This is a genomic window from Pseudomonas sp. ArH3a (assembly GCF_022648765.1).
GTDB lineage: Bacteria > Pseudomonadota > Gammaproteobacteria > Pseudomonadales > Pseudomonadaceae > Aquipseudomonas.
In genome coordinates, this window is sequence record NZ_CP080330.1 from 1,953,256 (window position 1) to 1,977,421 (window position 24,166).

29 protein-coding genes, 1 tRNA gene and 3 pseudogenes are annotated in these 24,166 nt (G+C 60.1%); 15 read left to right on the forward strand and 18 right to left on the reverse strand.

Translation table 11 applies throughout. The features are described from left to right. Nucleotides 1–29: 29 nt before the first annotated feature. The gene (locus K0P33_RS08735) at nucleotides 30–998 is read right to left on the reverse strand and encodes a FecR domain-containing protein (RefSeq protein WP_094951042.1); all 969 of its coding nucleotides are present in this window, start codon (nucleotides 996–998) and stop codon (nucleotides 30–32) included. Then, nucleotides 995–1,534 (reverse strand): sigma-70 family RNA polymerase sigma factor, encoded by a 540-nt coding sequence (locus tag K0P33_RS08740; protein WP_242154865.1) that lies wholly within the window; start codon nucleotides 1,532–1,534, stop codon nucleotides 995–997. Before K0P33_RS08740 ends, K0P33_RS08735 begins: the two co-directional genes overlap by 4 nt. A gap of 164 nt (nucleotides 1,535–1,698) precedes the next feature. Between K0P33_RS08740 and K0P33_RS08745 the strand changes: the two genes are divergently transcribed. Further along, nucleotides 1,699–2,031, forward strand: coding sequence for a YegP family protein (locus K0P33_RS08745; protein ID WP_094951040.1), 333 nt, complete (start codon nucleotides 1,699–1,701; stop codon nucleotides 2,029–2,031). Between the two features lie 52 nt (nucleotides 2,032–2,083). Here K0P33_RS08745 and K0P33_RS08750 read toward each other — a convergent pair. Then, nucleotides 2,084–2,266 (reverse strand): annotated as a pseudogene (locus K0P33_RS08750) (dihydrodipicolinate synthase family protein); the annotation flags it as partial. Between the two features lie 16 nt (nucleotides 2,267–2,282). On the opposite strand from K0P33_RS08750, the pseudogene K0P33_RS08755 reads away from it, so the two are divergent. Further along, a pseudogene (locus K0P33_RS08755) lies at nucleotides 2,283–2,423 on the forward strand (cupin domain-containing protein); the annotation flags it as partial. An 81-nt stretch (nucleotides 2,424–2,504) separates the two neighbouring features. On the opposite strand, the gene K0P33_RS08760 reads toward K0P33_RS08755, so the two are convergent. Beyond that, on the reverse strand, nucleotides 2,505–3,521 hold the full coding sequence (locus K0P33_RS08760) for a DUF4917 family protein (RefSeq protein ID WP_094951039.1): 1,017 nt from the start codon (nucleotides 3,519–3,521) through the stop codon (nucleotides 2,505–2,507). Between the two features lie 123 nt (nucleotides 3,522–3,644). Between K0P33_RS08760 and yiaY the strand changes: the two genes are divergently transcribed. From yiaY to K0P33_RS08790, 6 genes are all read left to right on the forward strand, one after another. Continuing rightward, the gene (yiaY, locus tag K0P33_RS08765) at nucleotides 3,645–4,793 is read left to right on the forward strand and encodes an L-threonine dehydrogenase (RefSeq protein WP_094951038.1); all 1,149 of its coding nucleotides are present in this window, start codon (nucleotides 3,645–3,647) and stop codon (nucleotides 4,791–4,793) included. Between the two features lie 91 nt (nucleotides 4,794–4,884). Next, a complete protein-coding gene (locus tag K0P33_RS08770) occupies nucleotides 4,885–5,559 on the forward strand; it encodes an NAD(P)H-binding protein (RefSeq protein ID WP_094951037.1) in 675 nt (224 codons plus the stop codon). Next, on the forward strand, nucleotides 5,559–6,470 hold the full coding sequence (locus tag K0P33_RS08775) for a LysR family transcriptional regulator (protein WP_242154867.1): 912 nt from the start codon (nucleotides 5,559–5,561) through the stop codon (nucleotides 6,468–6,470). Before K0P33_RS08770 ends, K0P33_RS08775 begins: the two co-directional genes overlap by 1 nt. A gap of 217 nt (nucleotides 6,471–6,687) precedes the next feature. Next, nucleotides 6,688–7,881 carry a CaiB/BaiF CoA-transferase family protein gene (locus tag K0P33_RS08780; RefSeq protein WP_242154869.1) on the forward strand — a complete coding sequence of 398 codons (1,194 nt, stop codon included), beginning with the start codon at nucleotides 6,688–6,690 and terminating at the stop codon, nucleotides 7,879–7,881. Continuing rightward, nucleotides 7,878–8,819 carry a hydroxymethylglutaryl-CoA lyase gene (locus K0P33_RS08785; RefSeq protein ID WP_094951034.1) on the forward strand — a complete coding sequence of 314 codons (942 nt, stop codon included), beginning with the start codon at nucleotides 7,878–7,880 and terminating at the stop codon, nucleotides 8,817–8,819. The genes K0P33_RS08780 and K0P33_RS08785 overlap by 4 nt, the downstream gene beginning before the upstream one ends. Nucleotides 8,820–8,878: 59 nt before the next feature. Further along, nucleotides 8,879–10,210, forward strand: coding sequence for an MFS transporter (locus K0P33_RS08790; RefSeq protein WP_242154871.1), 1,332 nt, complete (start codon nucleotides 8,879–8,881; stop codon nucleotides 10,208–10,210). Here K0P33_RS08790 and K0P33_RS08795 read toward each other — a convergent pair whose 3' ends face one another. Further along, nucleotides 10,211–10,699 carry a DMT family transporter gene (locus K0P33_RS08795; protein ID WP_094951032.1) on the reverse strand — a complete coding sequence of 163 codons (489 nt, stop codon included), beginning with the start codon at nucleotides 10,697–10,699 and terminating at the stop codon, nucleotides 10,211–10,213. It abuts the gene before it with no gap. A 77-nt stretch (nucleotides 10,700–10,776) separates the two neighbouring features. On the opposite strand from K0P33_RS08795, the gene K0P33_RS08800 reads away from it, so the two are divergent. From K0P33_RS08800 to K0P33_RS08815, 4 genes are all read left to right on the forward strand, one after another. After that, complete coding sequence (locus tag K0P33_RS08800) at nucleotides 10,777–11,694, forward strand: LysR family transcriptional regulator (RefSeq protein ID WP_242154873.1); 918 nt, start codon at nucleotides 10,777–10,779, stop codon at nucleotides 11,692–11,694. A 13-nt stretch (nucleotides 11,695–11,707) separates the two neighbouring features. Further along, nucleotides 11,708–12,118, forward strand: coding sequence for a fosfomycin resistance glutathione transferase (fos, locus tag K0P33_RS08805; RefSeq protein ID WP_242154875.1), 411 nt, complete (start codon nucleotides 11,708–11,710; stop codon nucleotides 12,116–12,118). Nucleotides 12,119–12,172: 54 nt separating this feature from the next. Further along, complete coding sequence (locus tag K0P33_RS08810) at nucleotides 12,173–12,814, forward strand: LysE family translocator (protein WP_094951029.1); 642 nt, start codon at nucleotides 12,173–12,175, stop codon at nucleotides 12,812–12,814. A 119-nt stretch (nucleotides 12,815–12,933) separates the two neighbouring features. Further along, nucleotides 12,934–13,461 (forward strand): DUF4142 domain-containing protein, encoded by a 528-nt coding sequence (locus K0P33_RS08815; protein WP_094951028.1) that lies wholly within the window; start codon nucleotides 12,934–12,936, stop codon nucleotides 13,459–13,461. A gap of 53 nt (nucleotides 13,462–13,514) precedes the next feature. Here K0P33_RS08815 and K0P33_RS08820 read toward each other — a convergent pair whose 3' ends face one another. Further along, entirely contained in the window at nucleotides 13,515–13,940 is a 426-nt protein-coding gene (locus tag K0P33_RS08820; RefSeq protein WP_094951027.1) for a low affinity iron permease family protein, read from the reverse strand. Nucleotides 13,941–14,117: 177 nt separating this feature from the next. Between K0P33_RS08820 and K0P33_RS08825 the strand changes: the two genes are divergently transcribed. Next, complete coding sequence (locus K0P33_RS08825; RefSeq protein ID WP_242154877.1) at nucleotides 14,118–14,900, forward strand: GNAT family N-acetyltransferase; 783 nt, start codon at nucleotides 14,118–14,120, stop codon at nucleotides 14,898–14,900. On the opposite strand, the gene K0P33_RS08830 is transcribed toward K0P33_RS08825, so the two are convergent. The 4 genes from K0P33_RS08830 to K0P33_RS08845 all read right to left on the reverse strand — a co-directional run bounded on the left by K0P33_RS08830 (nucleotide 14,901) and on the right by K0P33_RS08845 (nucleotide 17,388). After that, the gene (locus tag K0P33_RS08830; RefSeq protein ID WP_094951025.1) at nucleotides 14,901–15,401 is read right to left on the reverse strand and encodes a methylated-DNA--[protein]-cysteine S-methyltransferase; all 501 of its coding nucleotides are present in this window, start codon (nucleotides 15,399–15,401) and stop codon (nucleotides 14,901–14,903) included. It lies immediately after the preceding gene. A 309-nt stretch (nucleotides 15,402–15,710) separates the two neighbouring features. Further along, nucleotides 15,711–16,121, reverse strand: coding sequence for a type II toxin-antitoxin system HicB family antitoxin (locus K0P33_RS08835; RefSeq protein ID WP_094951024.1), 411 nt, complete (start codon nucleotides 16,119–16,121; stop codon nucleotides 15,711–15,713). A gap of 22 nt (nucleotides 16,122–16,143) precedes the next feature. Further along, a complete protein-coding gene (locus tag K0P33_RS08840) occupies nucleotides 16,144–16,326 on the reverse strand; it encodes a type II toxin-antitoxin system HicA family toxin (RefSeq protein WP_242154878.1) in 183 nt (60 codons plus the stop codon). A 168-nt stretch (nucleotides 16,327–16,494) separates the two neighbouring features. Next, the gene (locus K0P33_RS08845; protein ID WP_094951022.1) at nucleotides 16,495–17,388 is read right to left on the reverse strand and encodes a LysR family transcriptional regulator; all 894 of its coding nucleotides are present in this window, start codon (nucleotides 17,386–17,388) and stop codon (nucleotides 16,495–16,497) included. Nucleotides 17,389–17,483: 95 nt separating this feature from the next. Between K0P33_RS08845 and K0P33_RS08850 the strand changes: the two genes are divergently transcribed. Both K0P33_RS08850 and K0P33_RS08855 read left to right on the forward strand, forming a co-directional pair. Beyond that, a complete protein-coding gene (locus tag K0P33_RS08850; protein WP_242154880.1) occupies nucleotides 17,484–18,647 on the forward strand; it encodes an MFS transporter in 1,164 nt (387 codons plus the stop codon). Continuing rightward, on the forward strand, nucleotides 18,644–19,843 hold the full coding sequence (locus K0P33_RS08855; protein ID WP_242154882.1) for an MFS transporter: 1,200 nt from the start codon (nucleotides 18,644–18,646) through the stop codon (nucleotides 19,841–19,843). The genes K0P33_RS08850 and K0P33_RS08855 overlap by 4 nt, the downstream gene beginning before the upstream one ends. Here K0P33_RS08855 and K0P33_RS08860 read toward each other — a convergent pair. The 8 genes and pseudogenes from K0P33_RS08860 to K0P33_RS08895 form a co-directional block, all read right to left on the reverse strand. Beyond that, nucleotides 19,828–20,136 carry an addiction module antidote protein gene (locus tag K0P33_RS08860; protein WP_094951019.1) on the reverse strand — a complete coding sequence of 103 codons (309 nt, stop codon included), beginning with the start codon at nucleotides 20,134–20,136 and terminating at the stop codon, nucleotides 19,828–19,830. The genes K0P33_RS08855 and K0P33_RS08860 overlap by 16 nt on opposite strands. 2 nt (nucleotides 20,137–20,138) lie before the next feature. Then, nucleotides 20,139–20,380: pseudogene (locus K0P33_RS08865) on the reverse strand (type II toxin-antitoxin system RelE/ParE family toxin). Nucleotides 20,381–20,746: 366 nt separating this feature from the next. Next, entirely contained in the window at nucleotides 20,747–21,052 is a 306-nt protein-coding gene (locus K0P33_RS08870; protein WP_094951018.1) for a DUF6482 family protein, read from the reverse strand. A gap of 23 nt (nucleotides 21,053–21,075) precedes the next feature. Continuing rightward, complete coding sequence (locus K0P33_RS08875; protein WP_094951017.1) at nucleotides 21,076–21,600, reverse strand: DUF3833 domain-containing protein; 525 nt, start codon at nucleotides 21,598–21,600, stop codon at nucleotides 21,076–21,078. A gap of 198 nt (nucleotides 21,601–21,798) precedes the next feature. After that, nucleotides 21,799–21,872: transfer RNA gene (locus K0P33_RS08880), tRNA-Gly, on the reverse strand. 164 nt (nucleotides 21,873–22,036) lie between these two features. After that, nucleotides 22,037–22,921 (reverse strand): alpha/beta hydrolase, encoded by an 885-nt coding sequence (locus K0P33_RS08885; protein ID WP_242154885.1) that lies wholly within the window; start codon nucleotides 22,919–22,921, stop codon nucleotides 22,037–22,039. A gap of 303 nt (nucleotides 22,922–23,224) precedes the next feature. Next, nucleotides 23,225–23,917, reverse strand: coding sequence for a 16S rRNA pseudouridine(516) synthase (locus K0P33_RS08890; RefSeq protein WP_242154886.1), 693 nt, complete (start codon nucleotides 23,915–23,917; stop codon nucleotides 23,225–23,227). Further along, complete coding sequence (locus K0P33_RS08895) at nucleotides 23,917–24,129, reverse strand: cysteine-rich CWC family protein (protein WP_094951014.1); 213 nt, start codon at nucleotides 24,127–24,129, stop codon at nucleotides 23,917–23,919. The genes K0P33_RS08890 and K0P33_RS08895 overlap by 1 nt, the downstream gene beginning before the upstream one ends. Nucleotides 24,130–24,166: the final 37 nt, after the last annotated feature.

Below are 24,166 nucleotides of genomic sequence, written 5' to 3' on the forward strand. Positions count from 1 at the left end.
AAATATTCTCAAATGAGGGTTCGCGGGCCTTACTTGCTCGGTTCGATTCTCATCACACCATCGGCCGAGGCCACGGTTTTCACCGGCAGCAGGGCCGGTAGGGCGTTGAGCAGGGCGTCCGGGTCATTTACATCCAGGTTGCCCGAGACCTTCAGTTGCGCCACTGATTTGCTGACGTGCAAGGGGGCCTGGGGCCGGTAGAGGCTCAGCTCGTCGATCAGGCTGGCCAGGTCGCGGTTGCGAAACGACAGGTGCCCGCTGCGCCAATCCGCCACTTCTCCAGCGCTAAGGGTTTGTTGCTGCACAGTGCCCTTGGCGTAGTTATAGGCGGCGCGCTGTTGGGCGCCGAGCAAGGTCACCGGGCTTTTGGCGTCCGGCGCGAAGGCCACCTGGCCATGGGCGACGCTGACCACCAGTTGCTGCTGGCTGCGCCGCACGTCGAAACCGGTGCCGACCACCCGCACATTCGCCTCGCCAGCTTGCACGTACAGCGGCCGTTCCTTGTCGGCGGCGACTTCGATGTACAGCTGGCCCTTGTCCAAATGAAGGATGCGCTGGTGGGCGCTGAAATCCACGCGCAGGCGCGTGTTGGCATTCACAAACAGGGTGCTGCCGTCGGGCAGGTTCAAGGTGCGCATGCCTTTGGCGTGCGCGGCAATTTGGCTGTGATACAGCTCGCGCGGTGCGCCGATGTGCGTGGCCAGCACAGCACAGACCACGGCGGCAGCCACGGCCAGGGCCGGGCGCCAGAGAGAGGGTTTGCGTTTGGGCAGCGGCACGGGTTTGCTCAGTTGCTGCAACTGGGCGAGGTCGGCCCACAGTTGCTCGAATTCGGCATAGGCGCGGGCATGGGCGGGCACGGCCAGCCAGGCGGCAAAGGCCTTGCGCTCGGTTCGCCCCGCATCGTTGCGGTTGCGGGCAAACCAGCTGGCGGCTTGGGCATCGATGGAGTCGCTCGCTTCGATATCCAGGGCGTCGATGTCGCTCAGGCGGTTCATTCTGGCTGCTCCGTGCCGGGTTCTTGTTGAAGGCGTCGCTTGCAATGCAGCAGGGCAAAAGCGATGTGCTTTTCCACCATGCTGGTCGAAATGCCCATGCGCTCGGCGATCTGCGCCTGGTTCAGGCCTTCGAAGCGATGCAGCATAAGGGCTTCTCGCCTGCGGGGCGAGAGTTCGGCGAGGACTTCTTTCAACTGTTCCAGGCGCTGCAAACGCTGCGTGGCGGCCATGGGGTCGTTTTGCTCATCGGTGACCGGCTCGGCGTCCCTTTCGGTCGGGTCAGAGTGGACGGTCTGCCGTACCTTCTGCTTACGCCAGTGATCGCGCAGCAGGTTGCGCGCCATCTGGAACAGAAACGCCCGTGGCTGCTCGACCTTGGCCCGGTCGCGGTAGCCCAGCCATTGGGTGAAGACATCCTGGGTCATGTCTGCCGCGTCGCTGGCGTTGTCCGTGCGTTTGCGCAGGAAATACAGAATGTCTGCATAAAACCCGCGAAAGGTATCGGCCGACAACGGGTCGGGCTTGGGACGAGGCATGGATATCCTTCTTGACGAAGCACGACGTAGAGAAGTCGCGAATGATATCGAGAATTATTGTCATTTGTCTTGTGGTAAATGCTGATGCCTGGCTGGCAATACGCTGGGCATAGCCTTTAATCCTACGGGCTAGTGAATAAAGTCCTACTCAAAAGGAGAGCGGCATGGCTGGATGGTATGAGTTGAGTAACAGCAACAACGGGCAGTTTCGTTTTGTGCTGAAGGCGGCGAACGCTGAGACTATTTTGACCAGCGAGCTTTACACCACCCGCAGCGCAGCTGAAAGCGGCATTGTTTCCGTGCAGACCAACAGCCCGCATGACGAGCGCTATGAGAAAAAGGTGGCCAGCAATGGCCAGTCGTACTTCAACCTCAAGGCTGCCAATCATCAAGTGATCGGCACCAGCGAGCAGTATTCTTCGACAGCGGCGCGAGACAATGGCATTGCCAGTGTCAAGACCAATGGCCCGAGCACCACCATCAAAGACAAGACATGACAGTGGTGTAAAAACCAATGCCCCGGCGCGCAAGTGCCGGGGCATTTTTTATTCAGACGGCTGCCAACAGCGTCTTCAGCGGATCGCGTGCGCTGTCGCCTAACGGGAATACCGGAAGACGTGGGTCGCCGGCTTCCAACCCGCTCATGCGCAACCCGGCCTTGATCGTCGCCGGCAAACCACCCTTGAGGATGAATTCCAGCAGCGGCAACTGGCGATAGAACAGTTCCCGCGCCAGTCAGCCTGGTGCGCAAGTGGATTTCATGAACGAGCGGGTGATCCTGGAGCGGGGCGATGCGCTGCACTTCAATGCGCAGAAGCCCCACCGGATTCGTTCGGTCGGGGAAGTACAGGCGCAGTTGTTGGTGGTGGTGCACAGTTCGGAAGAATGACGGTGACCGTTATTTGAAATGCAATCAATGTGGGAGCTGGCAAGCCTGCTCCCACATGTTGATCTGCTTTGTTCGGGGGGCTCAGCGTTCGACCGGCACTGACAACGCCGAATGACCCAACGGGTGCGTACGCGCCGCAAAAAACTTCAACGCCACACCGCTGCCCTCAAACAACGCCGAGTACCGACGCTTCTGCTGGCGAATAAACCCGTCGCTGCGGCCCGATACCGAAATCGCCAGTGTGGTCAGTTTGGCCTGGCGAAGCGCATCCACCAGGTGTCTATCCTGAGGGCCCAGGTCGTGGCCGAAGAGGCACAGCGCACCCTCATGGGTCAGCAGTTGCTCATAACAGAACGACAAATAGTCCGAACTGCGGATGGTCTTGAGCTTCTCTTCCACCTTGCCTTCGCTGACAAACAGCGGCACGTCGTCCAACGTCTTGATCGTGTTGTTGATCGCAAAACTGCTGAGCAGAGTGCTGTCGGTGGACGGCAATTTACGCGCCGTACCGTCGAGGTTGCGCACCAGGTGCAGGCCGCCGTGCAGGTAGAGGATGCGCGTGGCCTCGGTGCGGGTGTTGCGCAGGTCGAAGCTGGCATCGGCGCTGCGGAACAAGTCGTCGATGCCTGGCGTGTGCAGGATCGCCCAGTAGTTGAGCAGGTCGTAATTGCTGGTGAATACCGTGGGGTAGCGAGCCAGTTCCGCGTTGATCGTCGCCAGCGTCGACGGCTGCACCAGACGCCACGGAATGTGCACGGCGTGGATGGTATTGATCAGCGCTTCCTTGATCGCGTAGTAGCGATTGCGCGGCGCCGCCGAGCTGACCGCCAGGGCCTTGTTGACCCGGCTGGTGGTCTTCAACGCGCCCAGCGCCTGTTCGAAACTGCGGGTTTGCAGGGCGTCGAACACACTCAGCTCGGATTGGCTGAGGGGTTTTTCTTCGACGGTACGGGCGTTTTCGAACAGCGAATCGTAGGCAAAGTCTTCCCAAATCACACGGCTCGCGCCGTTGCCGATCAGAATCCCACTGAAATCGACGGCGCTGCGCAGCGCGCTCCAGTCTTCAAGGTGGGCGTCAATATCCTGGAAATCCTTCATTGCGGCGGGTCTACTCAAAATCGGCTGGGTGATGACTTTATCACGAGCGGGCGTTGATCCTGATCAAGATGGCGCAGGCAAGTCAGGTTGATCCTGTAGGCATAACGCCTCTGAGGATTGACCATGAGCAGCACCTTCTTTATTCCCGCCGTCAACATCATGGGCACCGACTGCCTCGACGAAGCCATGACGGCCATCCGCAATTACGGCTTTCGCAGGGCGCTGATCGTCACCGACGTGGGCCTGGCCAAAGCGGGCGTGGCCAGCATGATCGCCGAGAAGCTGGCGATGCAGGACATCGACTCGGTGATCTACGACGGCGCTAAGCCCAACCCCAATGTGGAAAACGTCGAGAAAGGCCTGGTGATGTTGGAGGCCAATGCTTGCGATTTTGTGGTGTCGCTGGGCGGCGGCTCGCCCCATGACTGCGCCAAGGGCATCGCGCTGTGCGCCACCAATGGTGGGCATATCGGCGACTACGAAGGCGTCGATCAGTCCAGCAAGCCGCAACTGCCACTGGTGGCCATCAACACCACCGCCGGCACCGCCAGCGAGATGACCCGCTTCTGCATCATCACCGACGAAACCCGTCACGTGAAAATGGCCATCGTCGACCGCAACGTCACGCCGCTGCTGTCGGTCAACGACCCGACGCTGATGGTCGGCATGCCCAAGGGCCTGACCGCCGCGACCGGCATGGACGCGCTGACGCACGCCATCGAAGCCTATGTGTCCACCGCCGCCACGCCGATCACCGACGCCTGCGCGATCAAGGCCATCGAACTGATCAGCGCCAACCTGCGCCTGGCCGTGCGCGACGGTACCGACAAGGCCGCGCGGGAAAACATGGCGTATGCGCAGTTTCTCGCCGGGATGGCCTTTAACAATGCGTCCCTGGGCTTTGTACATGCGATGGCCCACCAACTCGGCGGCCTGTACGACTTGCCCCACGGCGTGTGCAACGCGGTGTTACTGCCGCATGTGCAAAGCTTCAACGCGAGTGTCTGCGCCAAGCGCTTGAGCGACGTGGCGCGCGCGTTGGGCGCTGATATCAAGGGCATCACCCCGGAAGAGGGCGCCCAGGCTGCCATCACCGCCATTCGCACGTTGGCCCTCGACGTTGAGATTCCCGCCGGCTTGCGTGAACTGGGCGCCAAGTTGCAGGACATTCCGCTGCTGGCCACTAATGCGTTGAAGGATGCCTGTGGCCTTACCAACCCGCGGCGGGCCGATCAGCGTCAGATTGAGGAGATCTTTCGCAGCGCTTTCTAAAGGGGCAGCCGCACGCTGCAAGCGGTAAGCTACAAGCCGAACTGCATTTAACTTGAGCATGAAGCTTGCGGCTTGCCGCTGAGGTCCACCCATGAGAGTTCTGTTATTCGGCGCCACCGGCATGGTCGGTCAGGGCGTGCTGCGCGAGTGCCTGTTGGCCGCTGACGTGCAGGAAGTTGTCGCGGTCGGCCGCACGCCCTTGACCCAGGAGCACGGCAAGCTGCACCAGGTGCTGCACAGCGACATGCTGGATTTCCATCCCCTGGAAAACCTGCTGCAAGGTTTTGATGCCTGTTTCTTCTGCCTCGGCGTTTCGTCGGCGGGCATGAATGAAACCCAGTACACCCACCTCACCTATGACCTGACGCTGGTTGCGGCCAGCACCTTGGCGCGACTTAATCCGCAGATGACCTTTATCTACGTGTCCGGCGCCGGCACCGACAGCTCCGAGGCGGGCAAGTCGATGTGGGCGCGGATCAAGGGCAAGACTGAAAACGCGTTGCTGCGCCTACCGTTCAAGGCGGTGTACCTGTTTCGGCCAGGGGTGATTCAGCCGCTGCATGGCGTGCGTTCGAAAACGCCGCTGTACCAATCCTTCTATTCCGTACTCGGGCCGGCGCTCTCTTTCGTACGTCGGGTCAAGCCGGGCTGGGTCGTGAGCACCGAGACCGTCGGCCAGGCAATGTTGGCGGCGGTACGCCATGGCGCGCCGAACGCGGTGGTGGAGCAGGCCGAGATCAATCGCCTGGCCTCTGAGCGTCGCTGATGCTGCACAAGAGCCTGGTGCGTCGCCTGGACCTGATCACTTTGCAACTGTTCGTTGCGGTGTTTGAGGAAGGCACGCTGACCCGCGCTGCGGCCCGTGAAGCCATTGCGGTGTCGGCGGCGAGCAAGCGCCTGATGGAACTGGAACAGGTGCTGGGCGTCAGCCTGTTCGTGCGCCGGGCCAAGGGCATGGACCTGACGGCGGCGGGCGAAACCCTGTTGCACCATGCGCGGCAGATGCTGTTCAACGTCGAAAAAATGGGCCTGGAATTGGGCGAACACAGCCATGGCGTGCGCGGTTATGTGCGCATGCTGGCCAATCTGTCGGCGATCATTCAGTTCTTACCGGAAGACCTGCGGGATTTTTCCGCGCTGCATCCTGAGGTGAAAACTGATCTGGAGGAACGCCCCAGCAATGGCGTGGTGCAGGGTGTGCTGGATGGCGTGGCCGATTTGGGCATTTGCTCCAGCGACACGGACACTAAAGGCCTGCCGAGCGTGACCTATCGGCACGACAAACTGGTGGTGCTGATGCCGGCAGATCATCCGTTGGCTACCCGCCAGTCCTTGGCCTTTGCCGAAACGTTAGGCAGTGATTACGTGGGTTTACATGCCGCCAGCTCGATCAATATGCGCACCCATGCGGCTGCGCGCGAGGCGGGCAAGATGCTGCGCCTGCGCATCCATGTGCCGGGGTTTGATGCGATGTGCCGGATGGTTCAGGCGAACATGGGCATTGGCATCCTGCCGCAAAAAGCCTATGAACTGTTTGGCCGCGCGTTGGGGTTGCACGCGGTGCCGCTGACGGATGCTTGGTCGGATCGCAGCTTGATCGTAGTGGTGCGCGATGAGGCGCAGTTGTCGCCGGTCAGTCGATTGTTGTTTGACTATCTGCGCAGGACGCTAGAGTAATTCAAACACGGACGGCCTCATCGCGGGCAAGCCCGGTTCCCACACATGAATGCGATCACTGGTGGGAGCGGGCTTGCCCGCGATGGCGATCGAGTCAACGCCGTGATTGTATTGTTGTTCGTGTTTCGCGAACGCTCCTTGCCAACTGACGGTTGGATTTCTCCTACGCCTATCCTCTAGCCTTGCCCTCACATTCCAAGAATAAGAGGCTCACCCCATGACGGCTCCATTGACCGGTATCAAGGTGATTGAGATCGGCACCCTGATTGCCGCGCCGTTCGCCGCCCGGCTGATGGCCGAGTTCGGCGCCGAGGTGATCAAGATCGAAGCCATGGGCCAGGGCGACCCGCTTCGTAAATGGCGAAAACTGCACGAAGGCACCTCATTGTGGTGGTACCTGCAATCGCGCAACAAAAAGTCGCTGGCGTTGGACCTCAAGTCCCCGGAAGGCCTGGGCGTGATCAAGCAACTGCTCGGCGACGCCGACGTGCTGATCGAAAACCTGCGCCCCGGCGGCCTGGAAAAACTCGGCCTGGGCTGGGATGTGTTGCACGCCCTCAACCCCAAGCTGACCCTGGTACGCATCTCCGGCTACGGCCAGACCGGCCCTTACCGTGACCGCCCAGGCTTCGGTGCCATCGGCGAGGCCATGGGCGGCATCCGCTACACCACCGGCAACCCGGACTCGCCACCGGCGCGAGTGGGTGTGAGCCTGGGCGACTCCCTCGCTTCCCTGCATGGCGTGATCGGCGCGCTGATGTCGCTGCTGCGGGTCAAGACCGGGCAGGGCGACGGGCAGGTTGTCGATGTGTCCCTGGCCGAAAGCGTGTTCAACCTGATGGAAAGCCTGGTGCCCGAATACGACATGCTCGGCCATGTGCGCGAACGCAGCGGCGGCGCCTTGCCCGGCATCGCGCCCTCCAACACCTACCTGACCGCCGATGGCGCTTACGTGGTGATCGCTGGTAACAGCGACCCGATCTATAAGCGTCTGATGACCACCATCGGCCGCGCCGACTTGGCCGAAGCGCCGGAGTTTGCCCATAACGATGGCCGTGCGGCGAAAAGCGGTTTGCTCGACGCCGCGATCACCCACTGGACCAGTAGCCTGCCCATCGAACAAGTGCTCAGCGCTCTGGAAGCGGCAGAAGTGCCGGCCGGGCGCATCTACTCGGTGGCCGATATCGTCAGCGACCCGCACTACCAGGCGCGTGACATGCTGCTCAATGCCGAACTGCCCGGCGGCGTGTCGGTAAAAATGCCCGGCATTGTGCCCAAACTTTCCGAAACCCCAGGCGCGGTGAACTGGCAAGGCCCGACACTGGGCCAGCACACCGACGACATCCTCGCCGGCCTGGGCCTGACCGGGGCCGATATCCAACACTTGAGAACCTTGGGAGTGGTGCAATGATCACCGATTATTCCGACCCGCTGATCGTGCAGGAAGTGTCCCCGCGCGATGGTCTGCAAATTGAACCCACCTGGGTCGAAACCGCCGACAAGATCACGCTGATTAATGAGCTGGCCTTGGCCGGGTTTTCGCGGATCGAAGCCGGCTCGTTCGTCTCCCCCAAGGCCATCCCCGCGTTGCGCGATGGAGAGCAGGTGTTCCAGGGCATCCAGCGCAAACCCGGTGTGATCTATGTGGCGCTGATCCCCAACCTCAAAGGCGCCCAGCGCGCCATCGAGTCCCGCGCCGATGAGCTGAACCTGGTGATGTCCGCCAGCCAGACCCACAACCTGGCCAACATGCGCATGCGTTGCGAAGCGTCATTGGCCGCGTTTGGCGCTATCGTCAGCTTCGCCGCCGACTACTCGGTGCGCCTCAACGGCAGCATCGCCACCACCTTCGGTTGCCCGTTCGAAGGCAAGATTGCTGAAGACCGTGTGCTGCAAATCGTCGATGCCTACCGCGAGTTGGGCATCCAGGGCATCACCCTGGCCGACACCACCGGCATGGCCAACCCGCGCCAGGTGCAGCGTCTGGTCACACGCGTGTTGGAGCGCGTTCCGGCCAGCGACCTGACCCTGCATTTTCACAACACGCGCGGCCTGGGGTTGTGCAATGTGCTGGCGGCTTATGAAGCTGGCGCACGGCGTTTTGATGCGGCGTTAGGTGGCCTGGGTGGCTGCCCATTCGCGCCGGGGGCGTCGGGCAATATCTGCACCGAAGATTTGGTCAACCTGTGTGACGAAGTCGGTATTCACACCGGCATCGACCTGCCGCACCTGCTGCACATGTCCCGCCGCCTGCCGGCTCTGCTCGGCCATGCGCTGCCCGGCCAAGTGGCCAAGGCCGGGCGCAATGGCGACCTGCACCCGCCACCGGCTTATATCGCCACGCTGTAACGCCGCACCAGACAACAAAAACAATCGGGCGCCTTTGAGCAGCCCGCTGGAGAAAATGCATGAGCACTAATACGTTAGAGGCAGGCCTGCGCCCGGCTGCTGAGATCGATGCCGAAAAAGCCCTGGTCAGCAAGGTCGCCTGGCGCCTGATGCCGCTGATCATGGTGTGCTACCTGTTCGCGTTTTTCGACCGCATCAACATCAGCTTTGCCAAGTTCCAACTGCAAACCGACCTGAGCCTGAGCGACACCGCTTACGGCTTGGGCGCCGGGCTTTTCGTGGTCGGCTATGTGATCTTCGAAGTGCCCAGCAACATGATGCTGTACAAGGTCGGCGCGCGGCGCTGGATCGCGCGGATCATGATGTCGTGGGGCCTGGCCACGGCGGCCATGGTGTTTGTCACCGCCGAGTGGCAGTTCTACGGCCTGCGTTTCATCATCGGTGCGATGGAGGCAGGGTTTGCGCCGGGCGTGTTGTATTACCTGACCTTGTGGTTCCCGCAGCACTTTCGTGGGCGCATCACCTCGCTGCTGTTTCTGGCTTCGGCCTTCGCAGGCTTGGTCGGCGCGCCGTTCTCGGGGCTGGTGTTGGAGCATCTCGACGGCGTGCTGCAGATGCGCGGCTGGCACTGGCTATTCCTGCTCGGCGGCTTGCCCTGCATCGGCCTGGGCTTTCTGGTGCTGACGTTGCTCAAGGACCGCATTGAAGACGCGCAGTGGCTCACGCCGGCGGAAAAGACCTTGCTGTCGAGCCGCATCGCCAAGCACGAGCCGAACCAGCACGGTGGCTCGCTGCTGTCGGCGATCCGCATTCCAGGCTTCCTGATGCTCGGGTTTATCTACTTCCTGATCCAGGTCGCGTCCTACGGCCTCAACTTCTGGGCGCCCCAATTGATCCGCAGCGCCGGCACCCAGAGCCCGGTGATGATCGGCCTGCTCACTGCGATTCCGTATGTGTGCGGTGCGATCAGCATGCTGGTGATCGGGCGGTTGTCGGACGCCACTGGCGAGCGGCGCAAGTTTGTCTGCGGCCTGGTGGTGTTAGGTGCGGTGGGTTTCTTCAGTGCCGGGATCTTTGCCGACCACACCACCTTCCTGATCATCGCCTTGGGCCTCCTGGGCGCTGGCATCATCGCCGCAATCCCGACCTTCTGGACCTTGCCGCCCAAACTGCTGGCCGGTGCCGGTGCCGGTGCCGCCGGTGGCATTGCGGTGATCAATACCCTTGGCCAGTTCGGCGGCATTGTGAGCCCGGTGATGGTGGGGCGGATCAAGGACCTTACCGGCAGCACCACCCCGGCGCTGTACGTGATCGGTGTGTGCGCGCTGTTGGCGGCGGCGCTATTGCTGTGGGGCTTGCCGCAAAAACTGCGCACGCTGGACAAGGCCTGATCAGCCCGCCGTTGCCAACGCACGGGCGGGCGTGCTGCTGAACTGAATCAACGCCACCCCACCGATCAACAGCAACGCCCCCAGCACCCGGGGCGTTGTCAGTTGGCGTTCCACCAGGCCGAACAGGCCAAAGTGATCAAGCAGCAGCGAAGCGAGAATCTGCCCGGCCATGGCCAAGGCGATAAACCCCGACGCACCGAGCTTGGGTAGCAGCACCAATGCCAGGGAAATAAAGCACACGCCAAATGCACCGCCGGCCCACATCCACAGCGGCGCTTTAGTGATAAACGCCAGGCTCGGCAGTGGTAAACGCAATGCCAGAATCACCGGCAATAGCACGATAATGCTCACCAACAGTGACGCCAGCGTGGCCCACAACGGGTGGCCGAGCCCGCGCCCGAGGTTGGCATTGATCGCGCTTTGAAACGGTACTACTGCGCCGGCGATCACCGCCAGCGCCAACAAACCCAACCAATGCAACGTCGTCATTGCGAATCTCCCAGAGGTTTTGCTGGACTCTAGGCTATTCGTCGCGCAAATTTAAATTCCAATTTCTTATGCCGAGCATGCAGCTGATGAATGATCTGCGCCGCATCGACCTCAACCTGCTGGTGGTCCTGGATGCCTTGCTCAGCGAGCAACATGTCACCCGTGCCGCTGAGCGTCTGCACCTTAGCCAGCCAGCGGTCAGCCATGCGTTGGCGCGCCTGCGGGATGTGTTGAATGACCCGTTGCTGGTGCGCCAGGGCGGCACGTTGGTGCCGACGGCGCGCGCGCTGGAGTTGGCGACGCCGCTGGCTGAAGCCTTGGCTCAGGTGCAGGCGCTGCTGGCGCCGAACCGATTTGACCCGGCGTCGGCCAAGCGTAGGTTTCGCGTGGCAATGTCGGACTACAGTGCGGCGATTTTGCTACCCGGTTTGGTTCGCGTTCTGCGTCATGAGGCGCCCGGTATCGACCTGCAAATCATCCAGGCCAGCCGCGAAGGCATGGTGGACGGCGTGCTCAATGGCGACATTGACTTGGCCGCTGGGGTATTCCCCGACATGCCCGCTGAACTGCGCACCACGCCGTTGTTCGAGGAGCATTACACCTGCCTGGTGGACCGCGACAGCCTGCCGGCAAACGGCACGCTCGACCTGCCCACCTACTTGTCGCGCCCCCATGTGCTGCTGGAAATGCGCGGCAGCGGCACGCCGGAAATCGAGCGAGCGTTGACGGCGATTCGTGAGCGGCGGCATGTGGCGATCAGCCTGCCGCATTGGGGCGTGGCGCCGCAGTTGATCCAGGGCACCGACCTGATTTTGACGGTGTCATCCAGAGGCGTACCCAACATTGATCAGCAGCATTTGCTGGCCGTACCGCCGCCGTTTCATATTCCCTCGTTTGCCTTTGAGCTGGCGTGGCATGCACGGCGGGGTGGGGATTCGGGATTGCAGTGGTTGATTGGGCAGGTGCAGGGTGTATTGTCCGAAAGCCACCGATAACAGGAAGCCCACCATGCTCTCAGGCCTCAACCACCTGACCCTTGCCGTCGCCGATTTGAACCGCAGCGTCAACTTCTACCATCAGCTGCTGCACCTTCAGCTCGATGCGACCTGGGACAACGGCGCCTACCTCTCATTGCCCGGTTTGTGGCTGTGTTTGTCGCTCGACCCGTCGCGCCCGTCAGAACCCGCAGCGGAGTACACCCACTACGCGTTCACCGCCGCTGCCAGTGATTTCCCCGCGCTGGTGTCGCGCCTGCGCGCGGCAAAGGTCCAGGAGTGGCGCGACAACCGCAGCGAAGGCGCTTCGTTCTACTTTCTCGACCCCGATGGCCACAAACTCGAACTGCATGTGGGCGATTTAGCCTCGCGTCTGCACGCCTGTCGCGCCAAGCCTTATGCAGGAATGAAGTTTTACCCATAGCCCCAGAACGTGCAGAATCCTTGCACCTCTCAACCGTCTGTCAGAGTCGCGCCCATGACCCCATCCTTGCTGCTCGCCGTCCTCGCTTCGGGTTTTATCTACGGGATTACCCCAGGCCCGGGCGTCCTGGCCGTGTTCGGCATTGGCGCTGCGCGTGGCCGCCGCGCCGGTGCGGGTTTTCTGTGCGGGCATTTGCTGGGGGACGTGGTGTGGTGCAGTACTGCGCTGATCGCCATTGTTGGTGCGCGGGAAGTCGGCAGCAGTGCCTTTGATGTACTCGGTGTGCTCAGCGGCTTGTATTTGTTCTGGCTCGGCTGGCGAGCCATTCGCACCCAGCGTCGCAGCAGTGATGCACCTCAGGGCGCGGCGCGGCATCCGTTCTGGCACGGCATTCTGTTCGGCCTGACCAACCCCAAGGCCTACCCGGTGGCGGTGGCGACATTTACCGCGCTGCTTTCCAGCCGTGCCGAGTTGCTGACCTGGGCGATGCTGCCGTCGTTGATCTTCCTGAGCTTCATCGGTGGCCTGCTGGCCTACGCGATTCTGATCGGCGTGGTGGGCGCCCAGCGCGTGCGCACGGTGTATCAGCGCCATGAAATCCTGATCACTAAACTGTGCGGTGTGATGTTCATCGGCTTCGCCATCAATGCGCTGGCGCACGCATTGCCAGGGCTGTTCGGCAGCAAACCGGCCTGATGTGACGGCGACCGTTCGTCGCACTGGGAAGTTTTTTCTAAACCTTTGCCGCCCTGAAAATTCGAATTCAGGGCGGGGTGTATTTCCCCGCACCTATTTTTGCCCTGGAGGAACCCATCATGAGCCGCATGGCTATCCGGTTACGCACCGCCAGTTTCGCGATGCTGCTGGGCCTCGGCGCCAGCAATGCTTTCGCCCAGTCGCCTGCTGAATTCATCGAGCAGGCTTCGGCCAAAGGTATGGCCGATATCGAAACCAGTCGCATGGCCCACGCCAAAACTTCGTCCCAGGAAATCAAGGACTACACCATCGAGGTGATCAACGAGCGCACCCTCGCCAATCAGCATCTGGCGGCGATCGCCAAGAAGCTCGACTTGCCGGTGGCCCCGCGCGAGAAGATCGTCGACAAAGCCGAAACCTTGATGCCCGAACTCAAGGATGGCGACTCCTTTGACGCCGCTTACACCGCGCAGCAGGTCAAGGAAAACGAAGACGCCATCGCCTTGTTCAAGAAAGAAGGCGCGGCCTCGGATGTGCCCGAGATAAAAGCGCTGGTGGACGAGACGCTGCCTAAGCTGCAAGAGCGTTTGCAAAAAGCCCGTGCCCTGGCGTCGACCTACGGTAAAGGTCATCAAGGCGACGGTTGAATCCGTCACATGAAATGAAAAACGGCGGTTGGATGATTTCCAATCGCCGTTTTTTATGCCTGGTTCAGGTCGGTTTTACTCGGCAGCGCATCGTCCACCACTTCACCGCAATTGCTGTTTAGGCTGACGCTGCCGGTGTCGCCGATGCTGCGATATTGCCCGCGCAGGTGCTCCAACTCTTTGCGGTCTAGCCCATCCAGGCTCAACACAGCGTTCTGCGCATCCTTGGACACGCGCAGCAGCTCATCAATCTTGATATGCAGGATGTCATTGTCGCGGTTTTGCGTGTTTTGGATCAGGAACACCATCAGGAAGGTAATAATGGTGGTCGAGGTGTTGATGATCAGTTGCCAGGTGTCGTTGTAGTGAAAGTACGGCCCGCTCAGGCTCCACAGAAAAATCAACGCGACGGCCGCATAAAACGTCCGGGCACTGCCTGCCCAGCGCGACAGAGATTGGGAGACTGCGGAGAATTTCATGACCGTTTTCCTAATAGGTGGGTGATGAAAATACTGACCGCAGCTACACGGTGAAATTTCTTTTTACAATTGGGATAGTTGAACAAAGTTGTGCTTTTTCTTCCCGGATTTTAGGAATGGGCCTACGGCGCCTTTTAGCCGCGGGCGCAAGACTGCGTTTTTATCCGGATAATCCCCATGCATGCTAACGCCGGCTGCGACTTGGTCGCGCTCTGCCATCAGACCGAAGAGCATTTTTTCGCCGCAATCTGCCAAGCGCATCGCCGATACGGCGCCTGTCTCAACGCCTATTTCACCGACGAACATTTCGACCCGTTTAGCCTGTTGTTTATCCGAGTCGGCAGCACTTCGTCGGATGAGCTACCGACTGCGTTGCTGGACCTGATCCGGCGTACTGTGCAGGAAATACGCATCGTAATTCACGAGGAAAAGGTCAAGGGGTTAAGCGCGGTGCTCACGGCGCTCGGCTTTCAGCCTGCCGAAAAGAGCACCGCGATGGCCTTCGAACTGTCAAACCTCGCTCCTTGGGTAAACGATAGCGATGTGCAGATCAATCTGACTCGCACCATGAACGATTGGACTGAATCCTTTGCCAGTGCGTTCTTGAAACCGGCCGAGATTGTTGCGTGTTATCAGGCCCGGCACCAGCGTGCTCTTGAAGCGGGTCAAGGGCTTTACCACTTCACCTTGGCCGACGAGGGGCAGGTGAGGTGCTCGCTGACGCTGTCTCTATGCGATGGCGAGGCCAGGCTAAACGATGTCGGCACACTCATGGGCTTTCGTGGCAGAGGTTATGCCACTCGATTGATCCATGCCGCCTTGCTTTTCGCGTCGAGTCTGGGGGCCAAACGATGCTTTCTTGAGGCGTCGGTGGAGGGCTTCTCGGTGTATCAAAAATTGGGTTTCGAGTGTTTGTTCGACTACCAGTCCTTTACCCGTGGACTGCTTGCAGTCGCGTAATCACAAGGCAAGTTTCACTTGACCGCGATCCTCAAGCGCCAACAGATACTGCTTGGCCTCAAGCCCTCCGGCAAACCCGGTCAACCCGCCTGAAGCGCCGATGACGCGGTGGCAAGGCGCAATGATCGAGATCGGGTTGCGCCCGTTGGCAGCGCCCACCGCACGCACCGCTTTGGGGTTGCCGATCTGCTGGGCGATCTGGCTGTAGCTGCGGGTTTCGCCAAAGGGGATGGTTAACAGCGCCTGCCAGACTTGTTTCTGAAACGCTGTACCGGTGAAATCCAGTGCCAGTTCGAACTGGTTGCGGGTGCCGGCGAAATACTCTCGCAACTGGCGCTCGGCTTCCAACAGCACCGGGCTGTCGTTGGCCTCCTGCAACTCACCCAAACGCACGCGGTTGGCGCGCTCTTTTTCCCACAGGATGGCGTTGAGTTTGCCGTCGCGCGCGACCAGGGTGAGCTGGCCAACGGGGGAGGGCATGAGCTTGTATTCGTAGGACATGAGCTGATTCCTCGAAAGGCATTTATAGGCACAGCGCTACTGTAGTTTTACCCGTCGGACTGGAAACTACGTTTCTTGCGATCAAATTCTCCCGGAGCTTAGAGGTTCCAGTAAACCCAATCGGCGTAGTGCGGGTACCCGTAGGGCCTGGAGGCTCTATGAAGCCCCATGAGTGGTGAAATTTCACCAATGGCCACCCACAAAATCACATCGGTCAGCGTGACGACTAAAGCGAAGCACTGAGTGCTGACGAACGGGCCTGATTACGCTGCTCGTTCGTCGCCACCGTCAGACGATGCTGAATGGCAACTATCCCTCTTTTTGCAGCACCTTCAGCGCTGCCGACGCCAGAAACCCCGAGCGGCTTTTTTCTTCGGGGTGATGCAGCACGTATTCATCGATACGGTTCAACAGATAGCCGGGCAGGGTGATGTTGAGTTTCTGCGCCTTGCCCAGGTACTTGGTGACATCAATGTCCACCACGGCCCAAGTGCAGCCGGCGTACTGTGGGTTGGCCGCATGCACGGTAACTTTTTGCGCGCGGGGAATCGGCGCGCCATCTTCCGCAAGGATCTCGAAGTGCCCTTCGATCGCCTCACGGGCCATGGCCATGGCGTCGTCCAAATCATCGCCGGCAGAGTAGCAGCCAGGAATATCCGGGACTTCCACGCCCCAGGCATGGTTCTCGTCACCGGTTGAAATTGCGATGGGGTAAAGCATGTCTATTGCCCTCCGGGGACGGTCAACTGAGCAGAGCCTGTTTCAAAATGCGCTTGGCGGTTTTGTCCAACAGGTCCTTCTTGGGATGAGGAATCGTCACTAACCCCGGTTTTGTCGGGTGTTTGAAGTGGTGATGACTGCCCCGTGTGCGCATCAGGTACCAGCCGTGCGCAACAATGTGACCTATCAAATATCGGCTATCCACATCACCTCCTTGTGGTGTGTGTTGGTGGTGACTATAACCACTTAAAATGAATTATCAACACTCTACCTACCGACGGTCGATGACCGGCGTTTCAGTAAGCGTTGAATGAAGTGTATGACCGCGCAGGAATGGCGCCGGAGAGAGGTATTGCGGGGTTTTTCGAAGGCGTTACCGAGTGTGTAAAACCTCTGCCAGCACACTGAGAAATGCCTCAGCCAATCTATTTTTTCTTATCGCCGGGGTCAGCGCCAGCAACTGCGCGCACGCATCCGCCTCCACCAACGGGCGATACGTCACGCCTTTGTTCATCAAACTTTGCGTGCATTCGGGTACCAGCGCCACGCCTTGCCCGGCGGCTACCAGCGCAATGATCGAAGTGATCTGCCGCCCGGTCGGCCCGGCGCGCAAGGGCTGGCCGTGGTGGCGGTAAAGTTGCTCGATGGACTGGTTCAACCCCGACCCGTAATCCGCCGGGAACAGTATCAACGGAAAAGCACCGAGCTGCGCCACGCTGACGGCAGCCTGCCTGGCCAACGGGCTGTCACTGGACACCGCTGCCACCAACCGCTCTTCGCCCAGCGACAGCGCGTGGACTTCCCCTGTTTGCGGCAACAGGCGGCTCAGCCCGATATCCAGCCGCCCATCCGCCACTTGCGCGCCCAAGCTGCCGGAGGCGCACTCCACCAAGGTCAACTGCACATCGGGAAAGCGCTGGGCGAAGGCCTGGATCGCCTGGCTGAACAGGTCCGACAGCGCGATTGAACTCACATACCCGAGTGCCAATTGGCCTGCGGTGCCCGCTGCCAATTTGCTGGCGATGACCTGCGCCAACTCAACCTGCTCCAACACGCCACGCGCGTAAGGCAAGAACGAACGGCCTTGAGCGGTAAGGGACACCGTGCGGCTGGTGCGATCAAACAGCTTGAACCCCAACTCCGCTTCCAGCGCCGATATCTGCCGCGTCAGTGGCGGCTGGGCCAGGTGCAGGCGAAGTGCTGCGCGGCCGAAGTGCAATTCTTCGGCGACCGTCAGAAAGTAACGCAGCTTGCGTAGGTCGAGCATCCTGATCCTTGGGTATTGATCGGTTCAAAATCGGTATTGGTTTAAGACCCGTCGGCCATTCTATAAAGACCTCACAAAATAAAACGAGAGGTTTCATGAAGCCGCGCCTGCATTGTGCCCGCCTTGCCCTGTTCCTGTGTGGCTGCGCGGCGTTTCTTAATCTCTATGCGACCCAGAGCATCCTCGCGACCTTCGCCGCGCAGTTTCATATCAGCGCCAAGGACGCGGGCTGGAGTATCACGGTCACCACTTTGGCTGTGGCGATTACTGCGCCCTTTGTCAGCCGGCTGACCGGCCGCTTCCCACCGCGCACGGTGATCGCCGTGGCCGCGCTGCTGTTGGCGGTGCCCGCGCTGATGACCGCCTATGCCGGCAGTTTTGGCGAAGTGTTGGTGTGGCGGTTTGTGCAAGGCATGTTGATACCTGTGGTGTTTGCCACCAGCGTCGCCTACATCGGCGACCGTTGGAGTGGCGGGACGGTGACTGAAGTCACCAGCCTGTATGTGGCGGGCACCGTGTTGGGCGGGTTCGCCGGGCGCTTCGTCACCGGAGTGATGACGCAATACGTCGGCTGGCGGGAAGCCTTCGAATTGCTGGCGGTATTGAGCCTGATGGTCGGTGGGTTTATCCAGTTTCTGTTGCCTGCCAACCGGCCTCGAACCGAGCGGCTTAAAGCCGCTTCCTCTGGTGTTTTGCGTAAACCCTTGTTGGCTGCTTACGCCGTAGGTTTTTGCGTGCTGTTCTGCCAAGTCGCGGCATTTACTTACGCGGGTTTGTACCTTGGCCTGCCGCCGTTCAACCTGGGGCCAGCGGCCTTGGGGACGCTTTACATGGTGTTTCTGCTGGCCTTGATCGTGATTCCCATCGCCGGGCGCCTCAGCAAAGCCAGGCCTCACGCCGAGCTGCTGGCGGTCGCCGCCGCGCTTGGCGTCAGCGGTTCGGCGCTGACCCTGGCGCCGTCGTTGTGGTGCATTGTGGTGGGCCTGGCGCTGAGTTCCACCGGCGTCTTTCTCGCCCAGGCCGCCGCCAATGCCTTCATCAGCGCCACAGCCGGTAACCACAAGTCGGGCGCCGTGGGGGTTTACCTGACCTGTTATTACCTGGGCGGCAGTTGCGGTGCCATCGTTCCTGCGTTGATCTGGGAACGTTGGGGCTGGGCCGGCTGCGTGGCGCTGATTATCGGCTTTCAATTGCTGACCCTGCTGATCGCCCTGACCGGTTGGAAGCCCTTTAAACCTGAGCTGATCCAGGCACCATGAACGACTCCGTCGCCGTGGCCGCCCGCGAAACATCCACTCGCCGCCGTTCGCTGATTGCCGGTTGCAGCGCCCATGCCGTACACGATGGGCTCACCGACGTTATCTATGTGCTGCTGCCAATCTGGCAAGCGCAGTTCGCCTTGTCCTACGCCCAGATCGGCCTGTTGCGTGGCGCCTACTCCGGGATGATGGCGGTGTTCCAACTCATGGCCAGCCGCGCCGCCACACGCTGGGGCCGCGTGCCGCTGCTGGTGGGTGGCACCGCGCTTGCGGGTCTGGCTTACTTATTGGTGGGACAAGCCACCGGGCTGTGCCTGTTGCTGCTGGCGTTGCTATTGGGTGGGCTGGGAGCGAGCACCCAGCACCCGCTGGCGTCCTCGATGATCACCGACGCTTATGAGGCCGGTGGTGGCGTTAAGCAGGCGCTGTCCCAGTACAACTTTTCCGGCGACATCGGCAAAACCCTGATTCCTGGGTTGGTTGGCCTGCTACTGACCGTCATCAGCTGGCGCGTCAGTGCGACACTCCTTGGGTTGCTCGGTCTGGTGGCAGCAGGGCTGCTGTGGTGGTGGGTGCCTGCTCCCGTTTCCGAATCCGCCGCTGCAAAAAAAGCCAAGCCGCTCAGTGGGACGGGCTCCGTCACAGGTCTGCGTGCATTGATTCTCACCGGCACCCTTGATAGCGCCGTGCGCATGGGGTTTCTCACGTTCCTGCCATTCCTGTTGCAGGCCAAAGGTGCTGGCACAGCGGGCATCGGCCTGGCCCTGACTATGCTGTTCATCGGCGGTGCATTCGGCAAATTGCTCTGCGGCTACCTGGGTGCCTGCGTCGGCATGATGAAAACCGTCTGGCTGACGGAAACCAGCACAGCGCTGCTGATCGTCGCAGCCGTGTACCTGCCGCTGAGTGGCTTGATGGTAATTTTGCCGGTGTTGGGCCTGGCGTTGAACGGCACGTCTTCGGTGCTCTACGGCGCAGTGCCGGACCTGGCGGGGGCCGGCAAACGCGAGCAGGCGTTTGCAGTGTTTTACACCGGCACGATTGGCGGCGGAGCGCTGGCGCCGGTGGTATTTGGCGCAGTGGGCGATGCGTTGGGTGTGCCGGTGGCGGTGGTGGTGCTGGCGGGGATGTTGTTGGTGACGTTGCCGTTGGCGTGGGTGGTGCAGCGCGGTCGCACGCCTCAAATAGTCGAGTGATTGCTGGAGTGTCCAGACCGGGCCAGTAGATCAATACCAAGTGAGTGAAGCACCTTAAGGACTGTTTCAAAACGAGGTTTAGCGCCAGGGGCAAATGCTTTGTACAGACTCTCGCGACCCACGCCTGCATCGGTAGCAATCTTCGTCATTCCACGGGCTTTGGCCACGTAGCCTATTGCACGGAGGAACTCTTCGTTGTCGCCGTCAGCCAGAACCTGAGAAAGGTATTCGCTAATGGCCTCATCACTGTCGAGCAGCTCGGCCATATCAAATGTCGTCAGTGTTTGAGCCATGATCAAACCTCCTTTGCTAATTTTTTTGCTCGCCAGATATCGGTATCTTGTGAAGACTTGTCGCCACCTGCCAGCAATATGATGATTTCTCTGCCTCGCAGGGTGAATAAACGCGATAACCCACACCAACGTCTATCCGCATCTCTGAAATGCCGCCGCCCAGCGTCTTGAAATCACCCAGATTTCCCATACTGGCTCTCTCGATGCGTCGCGCAATTGCGATTTTTGCTCGCAGGTCGCGCATTGCGGAGCGCCAGGTAGTGAAGGTTTGGGTTTGCTGGATCAAATAGCTCACGGAGCCCCACAGGTTTTGACTGTATCCACTTGGATACTGCTTGGCAATAAGAATGTTTTTGTCGAAGGCGGGGGAGAGTGATGCGAGGGCGTACCGGTTTCAAACCTTCTTCAAGGTTTTCCTATTGCCAAAATTTGCAGTCTGAAGGCGAACGCTAGAACGGCTATGAATTTTGCGGCATTGCCTACACAACGATCAGAATCGTCTGAGTTAGGTGTCTCGGTCGACGTCTTTAAGGTTTGTCTGCCGCTGCCTATCAGCGGTCGAGGCCTGTAGCTCGATCTGGGGCCGGGGAGTCAAAAACCGCAAAGCGCCTTAAAGAGACGAAGCCAACGTAAACGGAATACGCAACGCGCCGATTGCCCCTTCCCGTACACCGCACATTTCATCGTGCACGCAGTGTTGCACCAGCACACAGGGAAACGGCGGAACGCGTTGCAACAGGTCGCGCAAATGCGTGGTGGAGCCGATGCGCATCGGCTTGGCGTCCTCGCCCAAAAGCGTCATCTGGACATGATCCAACCTGACGCGCGCGATGTAGAAACCACCCTCCAGCGACAGCAGTTCCAACTCACGAACTTCTCCTTTTTGCGCCAATTCGGTCAGCATTTGCAGATTCATGATTCGCCCTCACTTCGGGTCGCTCACTGGCGACGAAAGAACAACGTGACCTGGCCCCATTCGACGCCGAACTTGGTCATGCTGGAACGGTTGATCAAGGTGTCTTCGTCCATCAAGTACATCCAGTCATCAAAGCTCACTTCGTAGATTGAGCCATCCACCGGCAGGTTGAGTCGGTAACGCCAACGCAGTGCGTTGCCCGCCACTTCGCCAATCGCCTCGCCGACCACATCACCTGCCCGACCGCGCCAGCGCCCCGGGCCATCCGGTGTCAGCGTCCACACCCGCTGTTGGCGCGTGCCATCGCTGTACAGGAAACGCTCGTCGAGAATCAAGGCGTTGCCCTCGCGCCGGCTGGCGATATTGACCTCAAAGCGCTTGGCCACTTCGCCCGAACGCTTCTGGAAAATCCCCCAGGCCTTGACGGGCTTGCTGAAGAAACGCTCCAGGTCCAACTGCGGTTGCTGGTCTGCGTAGTGGGCCACTTCGACGTTGCCGCAACTGCTCAAACTCAGCGCCAACAACAATGAAACCAGTAGACGTGTCATTGCCCGGCTCCGTGATCATGCGCGGCGAAGCGCCAACGCTTAGCACTGATACTTGTACAGAAATATTGATTTGTACAGGTTTGTGCGAAAAGAATAACTGAGACCTCAAATCACGCCCATAAAAAAACCGGCCACTGAGGACCGGTTTCTTTATGCATCTCCCGTCAGAACCCTCCTGACGCAAGCGCAAAATCTGAGTGGAGCGGGTAGAGGGAATCGAACCCTCGTCGGAAGCTTGGGAAGCTACTGTTCTACCATTAAACTATACCCGCTCAGAGCGGCTGACTTTGTACCAGATGTTCGCCGGGATTTGAAGTTTTTCTTCGAAAAATGTGTGAGTTGCGTTCATCAAGCGGGTGTGGGAGCTGGCTCGTCGGATCGCCGCACCACGGCGGCGATATCGCGGGCAAGCCCGGCTCCCACATCAGCGGTTAGTTCAAATCGCAAAGGCATGCTGCGTCTGGCCCTGGTGATTGCGCAACCGGCTGACCTGCCGCTCGGGTTTCAAAAAGCCGACCACCGCGTCCCGGCTGTCCCGGCACGCCGCCTTGTGCTCCATATCCAGAAAGTGCCCGGTGGCCTGGATGGTGCTGAAGCTGCTCTTGGCCACATGCTGGCCAAACAGCTTGGCATCTTCGGCGCTGGTGTATTCGTCCCATTCGCCATTTAAAAACAGCACCGGAATGTCGATTTGCCGGGCTGCTTTGAGGTAGCACAGCCGGTCGCTGTTGAGTACGTGGCTGATATGAAAGTGCATCTGCCCGTATTCGTGCTCGGCCAGGTTGCTGACGTGTTTGTAGTTGAAACGTTTGAACAGCGACGGCAGGTGTTTGCCGATGGTGCTGTTGACCAAGTGGCCGACGCGGTCGCGGTCGAGGTTGCCGAGGTAGTCGACGCCGCGTTCAAGGTAGTCGCGCATCGGTGCGTTGACCACCGGAGAGAACGAGCTGATCACTGCCTTTTCCACGCGGCGCGGGCGCTCTGCGAGGGCTACCAGAGTGGCAGCGCCGCCCCAGGAGAACGACAGCACGTGTTCGGCGGCGAAGCGGTCGATGAGTTCCAGCAGAATCTGGCCTTCGACTTCCTTCGTCAGCATCTGCTCGTGGCGGTTATGGATTTTGGAGCGGCCAGCGTAGGGCTGGTCGTACAAAACCACATTGAATTGCGGGTACAGGCTTTTCACGGTTTGGGCGAAAGAGGCCGTGGTGGCCATGGAGCCGTTGACCAGGATGATGGTCTTTGCCGCAGCATCCGCGCGATAGAACTCCGTGTAAACCCGATACTGACCCTGTATATCCAACACAGCGATTTCTGGCCTCATGTCGTAAGACTCCTGGCAAGCGGGTAGGGCGCGCAGATCAGTCTGCACACGCTTTATGACAGGTAGGCATACGCCTGGAAGATAACGCCCATGTCGGCCCGATGACGGCTGGCCGACGGCTGTTGTTAGGGCGGGCTGTTTGCCGCAAAGGCCCGTAGATCAAGCGCGGGCGGGGCAAGGTGTTTCTTGGAGGTTATAGGCGACTCGCCAGTCATATTTTGGCTGGCGTCTTGATTCAAGCAGCACAGACGCCAGGTCGCAAGGCGCCGAACTGGTTTTTTGCCATCACCGGCCGAACGGTCATCAGACCCTTCGGATTTCGTTGTCAGTCAGTGCCCGATATTCGCCCGGCGCAAGCGCATCATCCAGCACCAACGGCCCCATTCGCTCACGGTGCAGGCCGATCACCTTGTTATTAAAGTGCCCGAACATGCGCTTCACCTGGTGATAGCGGCCTTCGATGATGCTCAGCCGCGCGGTCCTTGGGCCCAGTAGCTCAAGTTCGGCGGGTTGGGTGGTGAGGTCTTCAAACGCAAAATACAGGCCCGCAGCAAACGTCACCGCGTATTCAGGGGTGATGTCTTGTTCGGTTTGCACGAGGTAAACCTTGGGCAGTTTGGTCTGCGGTTGGGTCAAGCGGCGCGACCACTGGCCGTCGTTGGTGATCAGCATCAGCCCGGTGGTATTGAAATCCAGACGACCGGCGATGTGCAGTTCGTCCTTGTCCGGCACATCCAGTAAGTCGAGGACCGTGGGGTGTTGCGGGTCGCACGTGGCGCTTACACAGCCTTGGGGTTTGTGCAGCATGAAATAGCGCGCTGGTTTGCCGACTTGCAGCACTTCATCGTCAACACACACGCAACTGAACTCACGCACTTCGTGGTGTGGATCGCTGACCGCCACGCCATCGACCGTCACCCGTCGCTCAACCAGCAGTAAGCGCACTTGCTGGCGATTGAAACGCGGCAGGTTGCTGAGGAAACGATCAACGCGCATTACTTAGGCGCAACGCCACGCAATTGCGCATCCACCTGGGCACACCGTGGGCATAGGCAGGCGGTGTTGCGCAGTTCATCCGGCAGCGCTTGGAGCACCGCTGGGTCGATGGTGACGCTGTAGCACCAGCAGGCTTGGTCGGCGGTGCGCGGGTCGGCCAGGGTGCAGTCGTTGCGAGCACCGCAGGCGGGGCAGAGGGTTGGTGTGGTCATGTCGGTTCGGGCTGTATCGCGCAGTTTCCAGCACGAT